Below are 15,764 nucleotides of genomic sequence, written 5' to 3'. Positions count from 1 at the left end.
GTCAGATCCTGACCTAAAGGGGACGGGTTTCGAAAGGGACGCGTTGCGCGTCCTGGCGTCCCGCTCCTCGGGCGGGACGCCAGGACGGCCGTCATCGGCGGCGGCCCCTGCGGGTCGCGTGGGTGGTGAGCTCCTCGTAGGCCGGGGCGTCGCCCCCGCGGACGCGGTCCCACGCGCGGGTGAACAGCTCGGGCACCGGCACCAGCGGGACGGCCCGTGAGGTGCCGAGGACCGGATACAGATCCCGCTTCCACAGCTCCACCGGCAGCGCGGGCGACTTCAGGTCCAGCCAGCCGCACGGCAGGAAGAGGGTGCGCCCGGCACGCGGCCGCTTGGCCTGAACGACCAGCGCGGTCGCCGCGAGTTCGGCGCGGGCCTTCTTCGTCCGGGCGGGCTTCCAGCCGGTCCAGCGGGCGCAGTTGCGGTCCGTGGGGTCGGGCAGGGCGAGCAGCATCAGATAGAGCGCCGCCGCGTCCTCGCCCAGGCCGTGCTTCCCGGCGACCTCGGCGACCAGCGCGGGCACGCTGACGGTCGGGTCCTGCGCGTACCCGGCGGGGGCCTCGGGGCCGATACCGGCCGCCAGCGCGCGGGCCAGCTCGTCGCCGAGGATGGTCCGCAGCGCCTTCATCCCCTGCCCCCGGGCCGGGCCGACGAGCCCCTCCATCAGCCCGAACACCGGGTCGTCGGGGCCGTCGAGCGCGCCCGTGCGGACCAGGACGGCCTCCTGGTTCCCGTGCCAGGGGCGCAGCACCAACGCCTCGCCGACGCGCGTCAGGCCGTGCGCGTCCGCACCACCGGTGGCGGGCAGGCCGTACGCCTTGCGCAGCTCGACCGCGGACGACGAACCCCGCTCCGTCCACGCGAGGTCCAGGTCGATCAGGAGCCCCGGGTCCGCGACACGGCGGCGCAGCGCGGCGAGGGTCTCCGGCAGCGGGGCGCGCAGCGGGTGGCCGTACGGCAGGGAGTAGGCGAGCCCGGCCAGGGTGGCCGCGGCACGGGTGAGGTCGTAGCGGCCGGGCAGCGCCCGCGGGTCGTCCGCGACCAGGTTGCCGTCCTTGTCGGGCCGCTGGACCGTGGTGCGGCTGATCCAGGCGGTGCGCCCCGGGTTGAGGACCTCCTCGACGGAGCCGGTGGGCAGACCGCCGAGGGACAGCTCGCCGACGAGGTCCTCGGGCAGCCGGACGACCCCGCCGAGCCGCTCGGCCCACACCCGGCCGGCCGCGTCGACGTCCGGACCGGCCGTCCACAGGTCGCCGGGGTCCGAGGGCAGCAGCGCGCCGACGAGCGCCGCCGAGTCCGCCGACCCGACCGAGGACAGCAGGCCGTCGCCCACCTCCTTCTGACGCGGCTTCAGCCCCGTCGCCGCGCTCACCTCGGCGGTCAGCTGGGCCGGCCGTGCGGCCAGCAGCAGGGCCGCCTGCACGGGCCCCAGAGCGCCGCCCGTCGCGGCGGCGAGGGCGTCCGGCGCCTCCGGCCGCCAGGGCGCCGCGCCCTTGTCCCGGACGAGCCGGACGACGGCGGTCAGCGCGTCGGCGGGGAACACCGCCGGGTGGGCCGTCTCCCGCTCCAGGGCGAAGTGGGCGACCGCGCCGAAGGCGCCGGCCGGATCGTGGTCCAGGGCGAGCCAGTGCACCCGGCCGTGTTCCCCGTCGACCCTCTGGCAGCCCAGCACGACGACCGTACGGCCCTCCCGGCGCAGCACCTGGCCCGCCCGCTCCGGCTTCCCGCTCTTGTCGAACGGCTCGCTCAGCACGACCTCCCGCAGCGCGCCCCCGGGCGCCGCCAGCGGCCCGTCCGCGATCGCCTCGCACAGCAGGAGCAGCGCCTCGCGGTGCGTCTCGGTGACCGTCGGCGACGCGGCGCGATAGGCCAGCGGCCGCAGCACGTCCAGCAGGGCCGGCCAGACCGAGACGATGCCCGGGACCCTGAACTCCTCGGTGCGCCAGCCCTCTTCGGCGCCGGTGTCACGGGCCCGCCGCTCCAGCGGCCTGCCGTCGGCCGACCGCCCCGACAGCACGTGGTTGACGGCGCGGATCTGCTGGAGCACGCTCCAGCGCTGGTAGCCGCCGTACCAGCCCTGGTGGTGGCCGACGAGCCCGGTGGTGGCCTCGCGCACCGTCTGGTCGTCGCCGTACTCGGGCTTGAACAGGGCGAACACGCCGTCGACGGGCCGGCGTTCCGTCGTCGGACGCTCGGCGGGCGGCGCCACGAACGAGGCCGTCGACTCGGCGAGCCGCAGCACCGCGCGCAGCAGCGTGGTCACCCCGGTGACGAGCCGCGGGTCGCCCAGTCCGGGCAGCTCCCGGGCCACCAGCCCCCGGAGCACCTCGTCGGCGGTCGGCACGACCGGCTTGCCCCCGGCCGTGGCCCCCGCACCCCCGGTCGCGACGATCCGCGCCTGCCGTTCCGCCAGGGCCTCGGCCCCGGCGCGCACCAGCTCGGCCGCCCGCTCGTCGGTCAGCGCGCGCAGCACGGCCGACGCCCGCTCGTCGCGCGGCCGCAGCGCGTGCCAGAAGGCGACCGGCGGCACGAACGGCGTACCGGCGGCGAACTCGCTCCCGCGCTCCATCGGCGTCACCCGGCCCAGCTCTCCGGCGGCCGACGTGTCGTCCCCCGCGTACAGGGCGATCTGCCGGTGCTGGCGGACCACCACGGGCTCGGCGCCGCCGGGCAGCCGCAGCGCGCCCAGCGGAACGCCCGGGGCACGGCCGCCGCCCGACGGCCGGGTGACGGTCCGGCCGTCCGGCGTTCCGGTGACCGTGCGGGCGCCCTCGCCCTCGCCCTCGGTGCGCACCCAGCGGCCGAGGACCGTGCCGTCCGTGCCGAACGGGCTGTGCTCCAGGCCGGGCTGGAGCGGCAGCACCTCGCAGTGCGGCTGGAGCAGCTGCGCGCCCTCACGGGCGCCGGTCCGCAGGAACGCGGGCAGCGAGACCCGCCCCTGGGCACCGGTCGCCGGGTCGTACTCCAGCCACACCTGCTGCCGGCCCTGCCGGCCCTCGCGCCAGTACGTGGTGCCGTCGCCGAGGACCGGGCGGCGGCCCGGCAGCACGGTGTCGCCCGCGTGCAGGGTCCGTCCGCCGGTGGCACGGCCGCCGCCGGGCAGCGGGATCGACGGATCGCCCGCGTCGCCGCTGCCGTACCAGTACTGGGGGATCTGCTCGCCGCCGAGCGGGAACACATCGGCCGGACGGCCGGTCCAGTAGCCGAACTGCTTGCCGTTCTGCCGCCACATCACCAGCAGCTGGCCGTCCGAGTAGCGGAACGACGGGCGCTGCCAGCGGTCCAGCTCCACGGGCAGCCGCAGCTCGTGGTCCAGCAGGATCCCCTCGGGGCCGACGACGAACGCCTTGTGCCCGCGGGCGACGATCAGCGCGGGCCAGGCCTCGGTGACGTTCAGCGTGTTGTCGTGGTCGCGCTGGGGTTTGGTCTCGGCCTCGATCCGGCGCAGCGCCTCGTCGAGGGCGGGCCAGCCCAGCTCGTCCAGGACGCCCGCCCGCAGGGTCCGCCCGAGGAGCGGCGCCGGCTCGTGCGCGGCGACCCGGGCCACGGCGGCCGGGGCGACCTGGGCGGCCACCACACGGAAGGAGCGCATCCGCTCCAGCGCGGCGCGCGCGGCGGGCAGCCCGACCGCGGCGGTCAGCTCCCCGGCCGCGTCCTCCAGCCACTCGCGCAGCACGTCGGCGATGACCGGGTGGGCGGCCAGGGCCTGAAGCACCTCGTCCTTCGGCCGCTGACCGCCCTGGGTGCCGATCTCGCCGTACAGCAGGCGCCGGGACCGCGGGTCCGCCGCCGTCGCCGTCAGGTCGCGGCGGCCCGGCCGGGTCTCGCGCAGCCAGCGGTCCAGGCCCAGGAACACCACCGTGCCCTCGTCCGGGAGGGTCAGCGGTACGCCCTCCGCCACGCACAGGTCGAGCAGGTCGAGGTCCGCACCGGCGCCCCAGCGGCCCGTGGTGAGGTCGACGGGCCGGCCCAGCGCGCGCAGCCGGGGCGCCATCCGCCCCACCAGCGCGAGGGTGGCCGGGGAACGGCCGCACACATTGCCGCCGTGCTTGCGGTGCAGCGCCCACCGGCCCAGCCAGTCCGCGGCGTCGACCTCGTCCGCCGCCGCTCCGGCCTCGCCCGTGAGCAGCAGGTCCGCGCCGCACTCCGCCAGCAGCCCCAGCCAGAACTCGTCGTCCTCGACGCTGCGGCCCAGTCCGGCCGGCATGATCTCCAGCAGCCGTCGGCGCACCTGCGGCCGCCGCTCGGCGAGGACGGCGAGCGTCGCCCGGTAGGCGTTCCAGAAGGACGCCGGGGCCCGGACCGCCGCCGGTGAGGCGAGCAGGTCCGCGACCAGCCCGCACTCCTCGGTGACCCGGCCGAGCCCGGCCGCCTTGATCAGCCCGCGCGCGTCCTGCGGCAGCGAGGCGTACGGAGGCATGCCGGCCGCGCAGCGCTCCACCGTCAGCTGCCGGAACTGCGCCCACGCCTCGGCCGGGTCGAGACGCTCCGCGAGCGCCTTGACGTGCTCCCTGAGCGCCTTCACCGTCAGCGCCCCGGCGAACGCGAACTCCAGGAACACCGCCCGCTGCCGCTCCTCGTCCACCGTCAGCGCGTGCACCCGCTCGGCGTCGCGGGCCTTGCCGAAGAACGCGGCGGCGTACGTCGTGTTCTCGTGCTGGAGGAAGACCCGGGCGGCCTGCTCGTAGAAGGTGGGCAGGAAGTGCGGCACCGCCCGGCCGAGCCGGGTGCCCAGCTCCTCGAAGCCCTCCTTGGCCGTACCGGGACGGGACTTGGCCTGTCGTGCCAGCCGCTCGATGTCCCTGACCAGCGCCAGCGCGTGATGGCCGTTCGCCGGGTCGTTGACCAGCGCCCAGGCCGGGAAGCCGAGCGCCTCCCGGCGGACCTGGCCGACCTCGGGGGCATCCGGGTCCCGGGCCAGGCCGAGGAAGTCCAGCGCCAGGTCCTCCGCCTCGCCGAGGGTGCCCGGCACCAGCCGGACCACCGCCCGGTCGCCCAGCGCCGGGTGCGTGTACGTGCGGACGGTGAGCGTGTCCGCGTCCTCGCGGGCCGTGCCGCCCGTCGGCAGGATCGCGCCCGCGTCGAGGAGCACGCCGGCCGTGGTGTCGTCGTACGCCGTCATGCCGCCCGCTCCTCGTCCTCGATGTCGCGTCCCGCGTAGAGCGCCGCGGCCATGCGCATGCCCTCCGACCAGGCCACCGGCCCGACCTGACCGAGCCTCAGCACCCGGCCTGCGGCGTCGGTGAAGACCAGCGGGCCGGTCTCGGACTCCTCGTAGCCCTCGTAGTCGCCGACCCAGACACGGGCCTCGACGGTGCGGTCGTCCTCCAGGACGGAGCAGACGGCGTTGCCGCCGCGCACGCGGTAGCCGAGCTGGCTCACCCGGCCGTGCAGGAACCGCTGCTCCTTGAAGCGCCCGCCCGCGTACTCCTCGACGGAGGTGCCCTCCGCGTCGAGCGTGGCGGGCCGGTGCCACACCTCGCGGAAGAGCTGCTGGGCGCGCTGTGTCACGCCGAGTTCGACGGCGAACTCGCGCAGCTCCTCCAGGTCGGCGAGGAGCACCGGGTGCGGCAGCCGGACGAGGTCCGGGGTGATGCGCACGCTGTCGCCGTCGAGGTCGACCAGCCCGAGGCCGCGCTCGGGGTCGGCGTCCCGCAGGAATCCGGCCACCTCGCCGTCGGCCCCGGTGACGACGAGGTCGCGCAGGGCGGCCTGCCACGCCGGGTCGGCCCACACCCGCACGACGACGGCGAACGGCACCGGCAGCGAGCGCACCATCCACCGCTCCACGTCGGTCAGGCACTGCCGCTCGTGCCGCTCCAGCCACTCGGTGAGCTGACGCAGCCCCACCACCGCGGGATCGTCGGCGATCTTGGGCGGGACGGACTTCAACATCCGCCCGGCCGCGTTGCGGCACACCACCTTGCCGTCGTCGAGGGCGACCTCGTAGTCGCCGGCCGACACCCACCCCATGTGTGCCTCCCGCACCCGCAGTGATCAAGTGACGGGAACTGTAGATCAGGCCACTGACAACGGGAGATCAGGCCACCGGATACGGGATCCGGGAGGCCGGCCCAGGGCGGCCCGCCTAGGCCGGCGTGCCCGCGTCCGGTGCGAAGGGGATGCCGTGGCCGGGGACGATCAGCGCGGGGGACAGGGCCAGGATCTTGGCGCGGGAGTCGTGCAGCGCGTCCGGGTCCGTGGCGTACGGGTCCTCCGCCGGGCCCTCCGCGTGCCACCACAGGTGGGTGAACACGACCAGTCCATCGGCCGTGTCGACAAGGGTGCTGATGTCCTCGGGCGTGTGTCCGGGCGTGGCCGCCAGACGGATCGACGGCGACAGGGCGAAGCCGTCGGCGGGCCGGTCGGTCCACACGTCGTCCTGGTAGATCGCCCAGTGGTCGTGGAACCGGGCCGTCGGGAACAACGCGGCGTTGAGGGTGTGGTCCGGGTGGTGGTGGCTGAACACCACGTCGGTCACCCGGTGCGGTGCCACGCCCTCGGCGGCCAGCGGGTCGAGGATCAGCGACCGGTCGGCGACCATGCCGGGATCCACCACCAGAACCGTGTCACCGTCGCGGACGAGACTCACCGTGCTCGCGGTGCGCGCGCCGACGTAGCCCGTGGTCAGAGTGCGGAAGATCGCTGCCATCCGGGCACCCTAACGGCCGCGCGCGGCCCTGCCCAGAGGGAACGCGCGGCCGTGAGGGAAGCGGGTCAGCCCTCGACCCAGCCGTGGTTCTTGGCGAACTGCGCCAGTCCGCTGCGGACCTGCACGATCTGCTCGCCGGTGAGCGAGGGCGCCGCCGTCAGCAGCGCCTCCGTGACGTCCCGGGTGAACTCCTCCGTGCTGAGCACATCGCACAGCACGTCGTCGTCGGCGGCCAGCGGCTTGCCGTCCGCCCCGCGCGCGAGCCGCACGCCGGACGCCTTCGGGCCCCGCTCGCCGTCCTCGATCTCGAACTCCACCACGATGCCCCGCCGCACCTGCGACTCGGGCATCAGCATGTCGTTGACGTGCAGGAAGACATCCTCCCCGCCGTCGTCGGGCGCGATGAACCCGTAACCACGCTGGCTGTCGAAGCGCACCACACGACCAGCAACCATCCCAACCCCCAGCAACCTCGAAACACCCACGTCGGTGAACCTGCTCAGATCGTAGTCAAACCGGACGGCCGCGGGCGACTCCCGGGTGGTCACGGCGCCCGGTACAGCTCCGTGAGCAGCTCCAGCACGGCCTGGGCGGCCGGGTGCGGGTCGTCGCGCCACCAGATCAGACGGACGGCGACGGGCTCGGCGTCCCGCACCGGCCGGTAGACGACACCGGGCCGCGGGTACTGGTCGGCGGTCGCCTCGGCGGTCATGCCGACGCTGCGGCCGGTGGCGATCACGGTGAGCCAGTCGTCGACGTCGTGCGTCTCCTCCGTGGCGGGCCGCGCCTCCGGCGGCCACAGATCGAGGGTGGTCGTCCCGGTCCTGCGGTCGATCAGGAGCGTGCGTCCGCCGAGGTCCGCGAGCCGCACCGAGCGGCGCCGGGCCAGCGGATCGTCGGAGGCCAGCGCGCACAGCCGCCGCTCCAGCCCCACGATCGCCGCGTCGAACCGCCGGTCCGACGGCGGCCTGCGCACCACCGCCATGTCACAGGCGCCCTCGGCCAGCCCCGCGCTGGCGGAGTTCACCCGCACGAGCTGGAGCCCGGTCCCCGGGTGCTCGGCCGCCCACCGGCGCTGGAAGGCGAGGGTGTGCCGCCCGAGCGCCGACCAGGCGTATCCGATCCGCAGCCGGGTGTGTCCCGAGGCGGCCTCGCTCACCAGCGCGTCCACCTCACCGAGCACCCGCCGCGCGTGCGCCGCGACGCGCAGGCCGGTCGCGGTCGGCGTCACCACCCGCGAGGTGCGCCGCAACAGCCGTACGCCCAGGGCCCGTTCGAGCGACGCCAGGGTGCGGGAGACGGCCGCCTGGGAGACGCCGAGCACGGCGGCGGCGTCGGTGAAACCGCCCTCGTCGATGATCGCGACCAGACACCGCAACTGGCGCAGTTCCACACCCGGAGCATCCATGACTCCAGCGTATAGATCTCGCGACGCATGCATTTTGCGCAATGCCGGGGCCGGGGGACCATCCCGATATGCCTGCCGCTCCCTCCCCCTCGACCACCGCTCCCTCGGTGGCTCCCGCACCGGAGCCCGAGGGGTCGCGCCGGCCCGCCGTCGGCATCGCCGTCATGGTCGGCAGCGGTCTGTCCAACCAGACCGGCGCCGCGATCGGCTCCCTGGCCTTCCCCGTCCTCGGTCCCACGGGGGTCGTCGCGGTACGCCAGTACGTGGCCGCGCTCGTCCTGCTGGCCGTCGGCCGCCCCCGGCTGCGCTCCTTCACCCGCCGGCAGTGGGGACCGGTCCTGCTGCTGGCCCTGGTGTTCGGGACGATGAACCTGTCCCTCTACACCGCCATCGACCGCATCGGCCTCGGGCTCGCCGTCACCCTGGAGTTCCTCGGCCCGCTGACCATCGCCCTGGCGGCCGCGCGCCGCCGGATCGACGCCTGCTGCGCGGTGATCGCCGCGGCGGGCGCGGTCACGCTGATGCGCCCCCAGCCCTCCACCGACTACCTGGGGATGGGCCTCGGCCTGCTGGCGGCGGTGTGCTGGGCGTCGTACATCCTGCTCAACCGGACCGTCGGCCGCAGGCTGCCCGGCGTGCAGGGCTCGGCGGCGGCCGCGGCGGTCTCGGCCCTGGCGTTCCTGCCGGTCGGGGTGGTCCTGGTGCTCCGGGAGCCGCCCACCGCGGCGGGCGTCGGCTGTGCCGTCGCCGCCGGTGTGCTGTCCTCCGCCGTGCCCTACCTCGCGGACCTGGTCACGCTGCGCACCATGCCGCCGGCCGCCTTCGGCCTGTTCATGAGCGTGAACCCGGTGCTCGCGGCGCTGGTCGGCTGGATCGGCCTCGGCCAGGGGCTCGGGCTCGTCGACTGGACGGCGATCGGGGCCGTCGTCTGCGCGAACGCGCTCAGCATCCTCGCGCCGCGCCGCTGAGCGAGGATGCCGAGTACGGGGTCAGTCCTCGTCGGCCGCGCGCTCGGCGTCGCGCTTCTTGAGGCGGGCCGCCTCCTTGCGGACCTCGGCCTGGGTGGCGCGCTCCTTCTCCAGCCACTCCGGCTTCGCGTCCTTCAGCGCGTCGATCTGCTCGGTGGTCAGCGCCTCCGTCACCCCGCCCCGGGCCAGGCCCGCGATGGACACGCCCAGCTTGGCCGCGACCACCGGACGGGGGTGCGGACCGGTCTCGCGCAGGGCCCGCAGCCACTCGGGCGGGTTCGCCTGGAGCTCGTTCAGCTCGGCGCGCGAGACCACGCCCTCCTGGAACTCGGCGGGCGTGGCGGGGAGGTACACACCCAGCTTCTTCGCCGCGGTGGCGGGCTTCATCGTCTGGGTGGTCTGCTGCGACTTCATACGGTCCAGGGTATCGGCCGCCGACGAGACCTCCGACCACAGCCGGTAACCTGGCGGGATGACCGACTCGGCGGATTCCCTCTCGTTCCGGCTCGCGTACGTCCCCGGAGTGACGCCCGCCAAGTGGGTGCGGATCTGGCAGGAGCGCCGGCCCGACATCCCGCTCACCCTTCTCCAGGTGACCCCGGCCGAGGCCTCCGACGTCTTGCGCGACGGCTCGGCCGACGCGGCCTTCGTCCGCCTCCCGGTCGACCGTACGGTGTTCAGCGCGATCCCCCTGTACACCGAGACGACGGTCGTCGTGGTCCCCAAGGACCATGTGATCACCGCGGCCGAGGAGATCACCCTGGACGACCTCGCCGACGAGGTGGTCCTGCACCCCCTCGACGACGTCATCGGCTGGGAGGAGCCGCCCGGCGAGCCCGCCTTCGAACGTCCGGCGACCACGGCGGACGCGATCGAACTCGTCGCGGCGAACATCGGTGTCCTGGTCGTCCCGCAGTCGCTGGCCCGCCTTCACCACCGCCGCGACCTCACCTACCGCACGGTCGTGGACGCCCCCCAGTCGGGCATCGCCCTGTCCTGGCCGGAGGAGGCGACCACCGACCAGGTCGAGGACTTCATCGGTGTCGTCCGCGGTCGCACGGTCAACAGCACGCGCGGCCGGGACCGGCAGGCTCCGGCGGGGGAGCGGGAGCGGCAGGGCGAGCGCCGTGGGCAGCAGGCGGGCGGGGCGCAGCGCAAGAGCACGGGCGGCGGCAGACAGGGCACGGGCACCGGTGGCGGCGGCACCCGCGGCCGGGCCGGCGGAGCCAAGGCCGGCGGAGCCAAAGGCGGTGGCGCGAAGGGCGGTGGCGCGAAGGGCGGCGGCGCCCGGCGCGGCACCGGCGGCGGCAAGCCCCGCCGCCGGTCGTAGCCCCGCCGCCGGTCGTAGCGGCGGGACGGCTCACGGCACGAAGGTCGCCCCGTTCGCGGTGGACACCGCCTTCGCCCCGTCGGCCGCGCTCAGCAGCCCGGCGGCCACCCAGGCGTCCACCACCGTCCGCACGCGGGCGACCAGGGCCGCCTTGGTGGCGAACGGCGCCCGGGCCCACACCTCGTCCAGCAGACTCGTCCCGTCCGCCTTCACGGGGTTGGCCACGCCCGAGTCGCTGTTTCCGAACACCACCCGGGGCTCGGCGCGCCGCACGTACGCGTGCGTCGGATCCTCGGTGCCCTCGAAGAAGGGGGCGAACTCGGTGCCGTTCAGTGTGAAGTGGAGCGGTTTCCCGGCGACCGGGGTGAGCGAGGGCAGCAGGTCCCCGGAGAGCGCGGCGTTGCGGTAGAGCCCGAACTCCAGGTACGTGGTGGCGGAGTTGCGGGCGACCAGGTTGACCGGGCCGAGGAAGAGGGTCTGGAGCGACGGGTCGTCGAGGGCCCTCTCGACCCGCAGCCGGAACGGCATCGCCACCCGGACGGTGTCCCCGTCCCGCCAGGTCCGCGACACCGTGAGGTAACTCCCGGGCACCGGCGTCCCGCCGGCCGCCTGCCCGTTGACCGTCACCCGGAACCCGGCCGTCGCCCAGGCCGGCACCCGCAGCCGCAGCGCGAAGGCGCCGGTACGTCCCCGGACCGTGAGCGTGCTGCCCTGCTCGCGCGGGAAGTCGGTGCTCTGGGTGACGGTGACCCCCTTCTCGGCCCAGGTCAGCGTGGACGGGCTGTACAGGTTGACGTACAGCGAACCGCCGTCGGCGGCCTTGAAGTACACCGAGTCCTGGTATTTGGTGGCGGACTCCATGCCGGTGCCCTCGCAGCAGGTGGTGCCCTGCTTGGGCGTGTAGTCGCGCACATGGCCGGGGGTGAGCCCGATGAAGTACGTGACGAGCGGCTTCTCCGCGTCGGCGGTGTCCCGCTTGGAGCCGAGGACCTGGTTGAGCAGGGTCCGCTCGTAGTAGTCCATGTAGGCCGGGTCCTGCTCGTGGAAGAACAGCGTCCGGCTCAGCTTCAGCATGTTGTACGCGCAGCACGTCTCCGCGTTGGTCGCGCTGACGGTCCCCGCGATGACGTCCCGCGCCTTCCAGAACTCGCCCGTGCTGGTGCCGCCGATGCCGTACATGCGGTGCGGTACGACCATGTCCCAGAAGTTCCGCGCGGCGGTGAGGTAGCGCTGCTCGCCGGTCGCGTCGTACAGCCGCAGGCAGCCCGTGAAGATCGGGATGTGCTGGTTGGCGTGGAGCCCGTCGAGGACATCGGTGTTCGCGGCGCACGCGTCGATGAGGCTGTCGAGGTCGAACAGCCGGGCCAGCGCGAGGTGTTCGGCCTTGCCGCTCAGGGCGTGCAGATCGACGATCGCCTCGACGATGCCCCCGAACTCGCCGCTGGAGAAGAGCCCCCACATCCGCTGGAGGGTGGCGGCGGGCAGCTTCGACAGCCGGGAGTACATCCAGTCGCCCATCCCGGACGCCAGGTCGAGCGCACGCGCGTCGTCGGTGGCGAGGTAGGCGTCCAGCAGACCCCGCAGGATCTTGTGAGCCGTGTAGTACGGCGCCCACACCCGGGTGTAGTCGCTGCCGGTCATCGACTCCAGGTGGATGAACTGCGTCTCCGGGTAGGCCGCGAGGAACCCGGGGTGGCTGGGGCCGCCCCAGGTGCGGCGCACGGTGGCGGTCAGCCCACGCCCGGAGCCGTCGGCGAGCGTCGGGCCGGACGTCTCGTCACAGGCGTACGAGACCAGGTCGCCGCTGCCCGCAGTGGTCTGCAACGCCGTGATCTCGGCGGCCGTCAGGGCGCGCGACCAGACGTCGAACCCGCCGAACACGCCCGCGAAGACGGGGTCCGAGGCGTAGTTGGAACGGCCGAGCCAGTTGTTGGCGAGGGTGCCCAGGGCGGCCGGGGTGAGGGACATGGACGGGTTGCGGGCCACCGCCGTGCCGTTCACGTACAGCGTGCCGGTGCCGCCCGCGAGGGTCACCGCGAGGTGGCTCCACTGGTTCAGGGGCAGCGCGGCGGTGCCGTCGAGCCCCTGCTCGCCGCCCGGGCCTGCGGTCGTGATCGCGAACCGGGGCACGCCGCTCGCGTTGCGCGTGGCGAGGTACAGGTACCGGGTGGTGTTGTCGCCGAAGTCGAAGACCCGGGCCCAGTTGCCGTCGTGGGTGGGCTTCACCCAGGCGGCGAGGGTGGCCTGCGCGGCGCCGCCCAGGACGCCGGCGGGCAGGTCGACGTACCGGTGGGAGCCGCGGACGTGCTCCACGGCCGTACCGAACCTCCCCGGCACGCTGAGCACGGCCGGGTCGTGGCGCAGTGCCTCGCGCACCTCGGTCAGCGCGCCGACCATCGTGCGGATGCGGTCCGCGTGGACCGCCTCGCCGGTGCTCGCGTACGCCTGGGACAGCATGGTCAGGAAGTGGCCGGTGTAATGGCCGCGCAGATTGCCGTTGGCCTCCCCGTCCAGGCCCTCCCAGCCGCCCGGGGCGACCGCGCCGAGGGTGGAGAGGCCGGCGTTGGCGCGGAAGACCTGGAGGAGCCGGTTCACGTCGTAGCCGCGGGCGTGGTCGAGCATCAGCTGCCGCTTGGCGGCGAAGACGCCGGCGCCGAGGACGACGTCCTTCAGGGCGAAGGGCTGGAGCGTCCAGGAGGCCGGCGGCGGGAGCGTGGCCGCGGCGGCCCTCGGGGCCCCCGCCGCGCCGGCCCCGGGAAGGGCGGCGGCGAGGATCGCGCTCTGGAGAAGGGTCCGTCTGCTGAGGGGCGGTGCCATGTGCTGCTCCTCCGGTCCACAAGGGGTGGTCGCCTCGGCCCGCGAGGGGCGTTCGGCCGGCCCGTGACAGAGTGTTCGATATTACGAACGATGTGCGAATGGTCGACCAGACGTTAAAGGGGCGACGGGAGGGCGTCAACGGTCCTGGCGGGAGCGGGACGCAAAGGTGCGGCCCGGGTGGGTCACTTCCCGGCCGCGCGCCCGATCGACTCGACCAACGGCAGCAAACGGTGCGGCACGCGCTCGCGCAGGGCCACCTCGGTCCGGGTGCGCACCACGCCGGGCAGGCCGATCAGCTTCTGGATCACATCCTCCAGATGCGCGTTGTCGCGCGCCACGACCCGGGTGAGGAGATCGCCCCCACCGGTGATCGAGAACGCCTCCACGATCTCCGGAACGGCGGCCAGCGCGTCGCCCACGTCGTCGAGGTTGCCCTGGGTGACCTCGATGTGCACGAACGCCAGGACCGGGTGGCCGAGCGCGGCGGGGGAGAGGGCCGGACCCGTGCCGGTGATCACCCCGTCCCGCTCCAGCCGGTCGAGGCGGGCCTGGAGCGTGCCGCGCGCGACACCGAGGACACGGGCGTACTCCCGCACGCTGGTGCGCGGCTGCTCCAGCAGCAGGCGCAGGATGCGGGTGTCGAGTTCGTCGACGGCCATGGTGCCCGCCCTTCTCGTGTCCGTGCGTGCCTTCTCGCGCCCGTGCGTGATCGTCACCGACTCTAACGGCGGACGAGTGGTCCGTTGGCCCGCCGGTGGCCGTCGTGCGCCCGCCCTTTCTGTGCCATTGGCCCATCTGCCCTGACGCCGGTTGAACCATCAGCCTCCCGGATGCTGAGATATACGGGTCAATGGCGCTGCGGACCCCGCGGCGCCTTTCTCATGTCGTGCCGCATCACGGTGCGGAAAGGGCGGGGCAACTTGCTGAAAAGGGCGTTCGTGGCGCCGGACCCGGGGCGGGTGCGCTTGCGCTTCGCCTCCCGGGCGGTGCTCGGCATCGGGCTCGCCGTCGCGCTGTGCGGCCTGGCCGGGCACTCGCTGGTGGCGGCCATCACCGGTGGTCTGGCCGCGCTGCTCGCCCTCTTCACCGTGACCGACGCGACCGTGCGCGGCCAGGCCGTGACCACCGCGCTCCTGCCGGTCGTCGGCCTGCCGGTGCTCGGCCTCGCGGCGGGGCTGCACGACCTGCCCCTCGGCCGTGACCTGGCGTTCCTCGCCGTGGTGGGTGCCGGGGTGTACGCCCGGCGCTGGGGCCCGCGCGGTCACTCGCTCGGTGTGTTCGCGTTCATGACCTACTTCGCCGCCCAGTTCCTGCACACCGTCCCCGGCCAGCTCCCGGAGCTGTACGCGGCCGTGCTGCTGTCGCTGGCCGCGGCCTCGGCGGTGCGGTTCGGGCTGTGGCGCTACGAGCGACGGCTGCCCGTTCCGGCCGCCGTCGCCGTCCCGACCGGCGGCCCGGGGCTCGCACGGATCACGACCCGGCAGGCCGTGCAGGCGACCGTGGGCGCCGCGTTCGCCCTCGCCGCCGGGCAGGCGCTCTCCGACCAGCGGTGGTACTGGGCCGTGGGCGCGACCTGGTGGGTCTTCGTGAACACGACCTCGCGCGGCGAGACGCTGGTCCGCGGCTTCCGCCGGTTCCTGGGAACCGTCCTCGGGATCGTGCTGGGCCTGCTCGTGGCCGTGCCCCTGCACGGGGAGCCGGTGGCGACGGCCGTGATCGTCGCGGTCAGCGTCTTCGGGATCTTCTACACCGCCGCCGTCTCCTACACCTGGATGATGCTGGCCGTCACGGTCATGGCGAGCATGCTCTACGGCCTGCTCGGTCTGCTCGACCCGGCCCTGCTCGCCCTGCGGGTGACCGAGACGGCCGTGGGGGCGCTGGGCGCCGTGCTCGCCGTCCTGCTGGTGCTGCCGGTGACCACGCACTCCGTGACCGACGCCTGGGTGGAGCGCGCGCTGCGCTGCGTGCACGCCTGCACCGCCGAGGCCGCCGCACGGCTCGCCGGTTCCCCGACGGCGGACCCGGCCGGACGGGTGGCCGAGCTGGAGCAGATCCTCGCCCGGGTTCGGCAGTCCCTGGCGCCGCTGGTGCACCCCCTCACCCCGATGCGCGCCCGCAAGGCCCGCGCCCGGCACGTCCTCGCGCTGCTCGACGACTGCGCGCGCGAGGTGCGCGGCCTCGCCTCCGTCGCCGCCGACCCCGAGGCCTCGCACGACGCCCGCCTCGCCGCCGCCTGCTGGCGCGTGGAGGCGGCCGTCGAGGCGCTCACCGCCGCACCGGCCGGCGCACGGCGCACCGGGACGGAGACCGCCGCCGCGCCCCGGACCACCGAGACCGAGCCGGTCCTGGCCCATCTGCACGCCCTCGAACAGGCCCTCCTCGAACTCGCCGTCCCGCTGAGCGGATCCGGGCGCGTGCCGGCCCGCGTCTGATCACCGCCGGCGCCGGCCCTCTTCCCGCCCGTACGGACAGCCGTCGGCACGCCCGGTGAGCGGCCCGCGCCGAGCCCCTCCCGGGCCTCGCCGCCCGCCGAAACCCTGCGCGAACAGGTCCGCCGCACCGCCATACTTGGTCTAGACCGCTGCTGAT

11 protein-coding genes are annotated in these 15,764 nt (G+C 74.6%); 3 read left to right on the top strand and 8 right to left on the bottom strand.

The features are described from left to right. Positions 1–91: 91 nt before the first annotated feature. The 5 genes from ACZ6D7_RS31785 to ACZ6D7_RS31765 all read right to left on the bottom strand — a co-directional run bounded on the left by ACZ6D7_RS31785 (position 92) and on the right by ACZ6D7_RS31765 (position 8,060). Positions 92–5,122, bottom strand: coding sequence for a hypothetical protein (locus ACZ6D7_RS31785; RefSeq protein ID WP_469498247.1), 5,031 nt, complete (start codon positions 5,120–5,122; stop codon positions 92–94). Then, positions 5,119–5,973: a DUF4132 domain-containing protein gene (locus tag ACZ6D7_RS31780; RefSeq protein WP_469498244.1), complete on the bottom strand. Its 855-nt coding sequence runs from the start codon at positions 5,971–5,973 to the stop codon at positions 5,119–5,121. Before ACZ6D7_RS31780 ends, ACZ6D7_RS31785 begins: the two co-directional genes overlap by 4 nt. Positions 5,974–6,088: 115 nt before the next feature. Then, a complete protein-coding gene (locus ACZ6D7_RS31775) occupies positions 6,089–6,652 on the bottom strand; it encodes an MBL fold metallo-hydrolase (protein WP_469498241.1) in 564 nt (187 codons plus the stop codon). A 65-nt stretch (positions 6,653–6,717) separates the two neighbouring features. Beyond that, entirely contained in the window at positions 6,718–7,107 is a 390-nt protein-coding gene (locus tag ACZ6D7_RS31770; protein WP_469498238.1) for a cold-shock protein, read from the bottom strand. A gap of 89 nt (positions 7,108–7,196) precedes the next feature. Further along, a complete protein-coding gene (locus tag ACZ6D7_RS31765) occupies positions 7,197–8,060 on the bottom strand; it encodes a LysR family transcriptional regulator (RefSeq protein WP_469498235.1) in 864 nt (287 codons plus the stop codon). Between the two features lie 68 nt (positions 8,061–8,128). Here ACZ6D7_RS31765 and ACZ6D7_RS31760 point away from each other — a divergent pair, with 68 nt between their 5' ends. Further along, the gene (locus ACZ6D7_RS31760) at positions 8,129–9,028 is read left to right on the top strand and encodes an EamA family transporter (RefSeq protein ID WP_469498232.1); all 900 of its coding nucleotides are present in this window, start codon (positions 8,129–8,131) and stop codon (positions 9,026–9,028) included. A 21-nt stretch (positions 9,029–9,049) separates the two neighbouring features. Here ACZ6D7_RS31760 and ACZ6D7_RS31755 read toward each other — a convergent pair whose 3' ends face one another. Then, positions 9,050–9,442, bottom strand: coding sequence for a DUF5997 family protein (locus tag ACZ6D7_RS31755; RefSeq protein ID WP_469498230.1), 393 nt, complete (start codon positions 9,440–9,442; stop codon positions 9,050–9,052). Positions 9,443–9,500: 58 nt separating this feature from the next. On the opposite strand from ACZ6D7_RS31755, the gene ACZ6D7_RS31750 reads away from it, so the two are divergent. Beyond that, on the top strand, positions 9,501–10,358 hold the full coding sequence (locus ACZ6D7_RS31750; RefSeq protein WP_469498227.1) for a LysR family substrate-binding domain-containing protein: 858 nt from the start codon (positions 9,501–9,503) through the stop codon (positions 10,356–10,358). 30 nt (positions 10,359–10,388) lie between these two features. Here the strand turns inward: ACZ6D7_RS31750 and ACZ6D7_RS31745 are convergent, their stop codons facing one another. Both ACZ6D7_RS31745 and ACZ6D7_RS31740 read right to left on the bottom strand, forming a co-directional pair. Beyond that, positions 10,389–13,175, bottom strand: a complete 2,787-nt coding sequence (locus ACZ6D7_RS31745) for a beta-L-arabinofuranosidase domain-containing protein (RefSeq protein WP_469498224.1) — start codon at positions 13,173–13,175, stop codon at positions 10,389–10,391. 182 nt (positions 13,176–13,357) lie between these two features. Continuing rightward, positions 13,358–13,834 carry an Lrp/AsnC family transcriptional regulator gene (locus ACZ6D7_RS31740; RefSeq protein WP_469498335.1) on the bottom strand — a complete coding sequence of 159 codons (477 nt, stop codon included), beginning with the start codon at positions 13,832–13,834 and terminating at the stop codon, positions 13,358–13,360. 261 nt (positions 13,835–14,095) lie between these two features. Here ACZ6D7_RS31740 and ACZ6D7_RS31735 point away from each other — a divergent pair, with 261 nt between their 5' ends. After that, positions 14,096–15,607 carry an FUSC family protein gene (locus tag ACZ6D7_RS31735; protein ID WP_469498221.1) on the top strand — a complete coding sequence of 504 codons (1,512 nt, stop codon included), beginning with the start codon at positions 14,096–14,098 and terminating at the stop codon, positions 15,605–15,607. Positions 15,608–15,764 lie beyond the last annotated feature (157 nt).

This window comes from Streptomyces sp. NPDC041784, assembly GCF_055591025.1.
This window is presented reverse-complemented; position numbering and strand designations above follow the sequence as displayed.

Coding starts and splice junctions, on each gene's coding strand:
- ACZ6D7_RS31785 (WP_469498247.1), bottom strand. CDS start 5,122: ATGACGGCGTACGACGACACCACGGCCGGCGTGCTCCTCGACGCGGGC.
- ACZ6D7_RS31780 (WP_469498244.1), bottom strand. CDS start 5,973: ATGGGGTGGGTGTCGGCCGGCGACTACGAGGTCGCCCTCGACGACGGC.
- ACZ6D7_RS31775 (WP_469498241.1), bottom strand. CDS start 6,652: ATGGCAGCGATCTTCCGCACTCTGACCACGGGCTACGTCGGCGCGCGC.
- ACZ6D7_RS31770 (WP_469498238.1), bottom strand. CDS start 7,107: ATGGTTGCTGGTCGTGTGGTGCGCTTCGACAGCCAGCGTGGTTACGGG.
- ACZ6D7_RS31765 (WP_469498235.1), bottom strand. CDS start 8,060: ATGGATGCTCCGGGTGTGGAACTGCGCCAGTTGCGGTGTCTGGTCGCG.
- ACZ6D7_RS31760 (WP_469498232.1), top strand. CDS start 8,129: ATGCCTGCCGCTCCCTCCCCCTCGACCACCGCTCCCTCGGTGGCTCCC.
- ACZ6D7_RS31755 (WP_469498230.1), bottom strand. CDS start 9,442: ATGAAGTCGCAGCAGACCACCCAGACGATGAAGCCCGCCACCGCGGCG.
- ACZ6D7_RS31750 (WP_469498227.1), top strand. CDS start 9,501: ATGACCGACTCGGCGGATTCCCTCTCGTTCCGGCTCGCGTACGTCCCC.
- ACZ6D7_RS31745 (WP_469498224.1), bottom strand. CDS start 13,175: ATGGCACCGCCCCTCAGCAGACGGACCCTTCTCCAGAGCGCGATCCTC.
- ACZ6D7_RS31740 (WP_469498335.1), bottom strand. CDS start 13,834: ATGGCCGTCGACGAACTCGACACCCGCATCCTGCGCCTGCTGCTGGAG.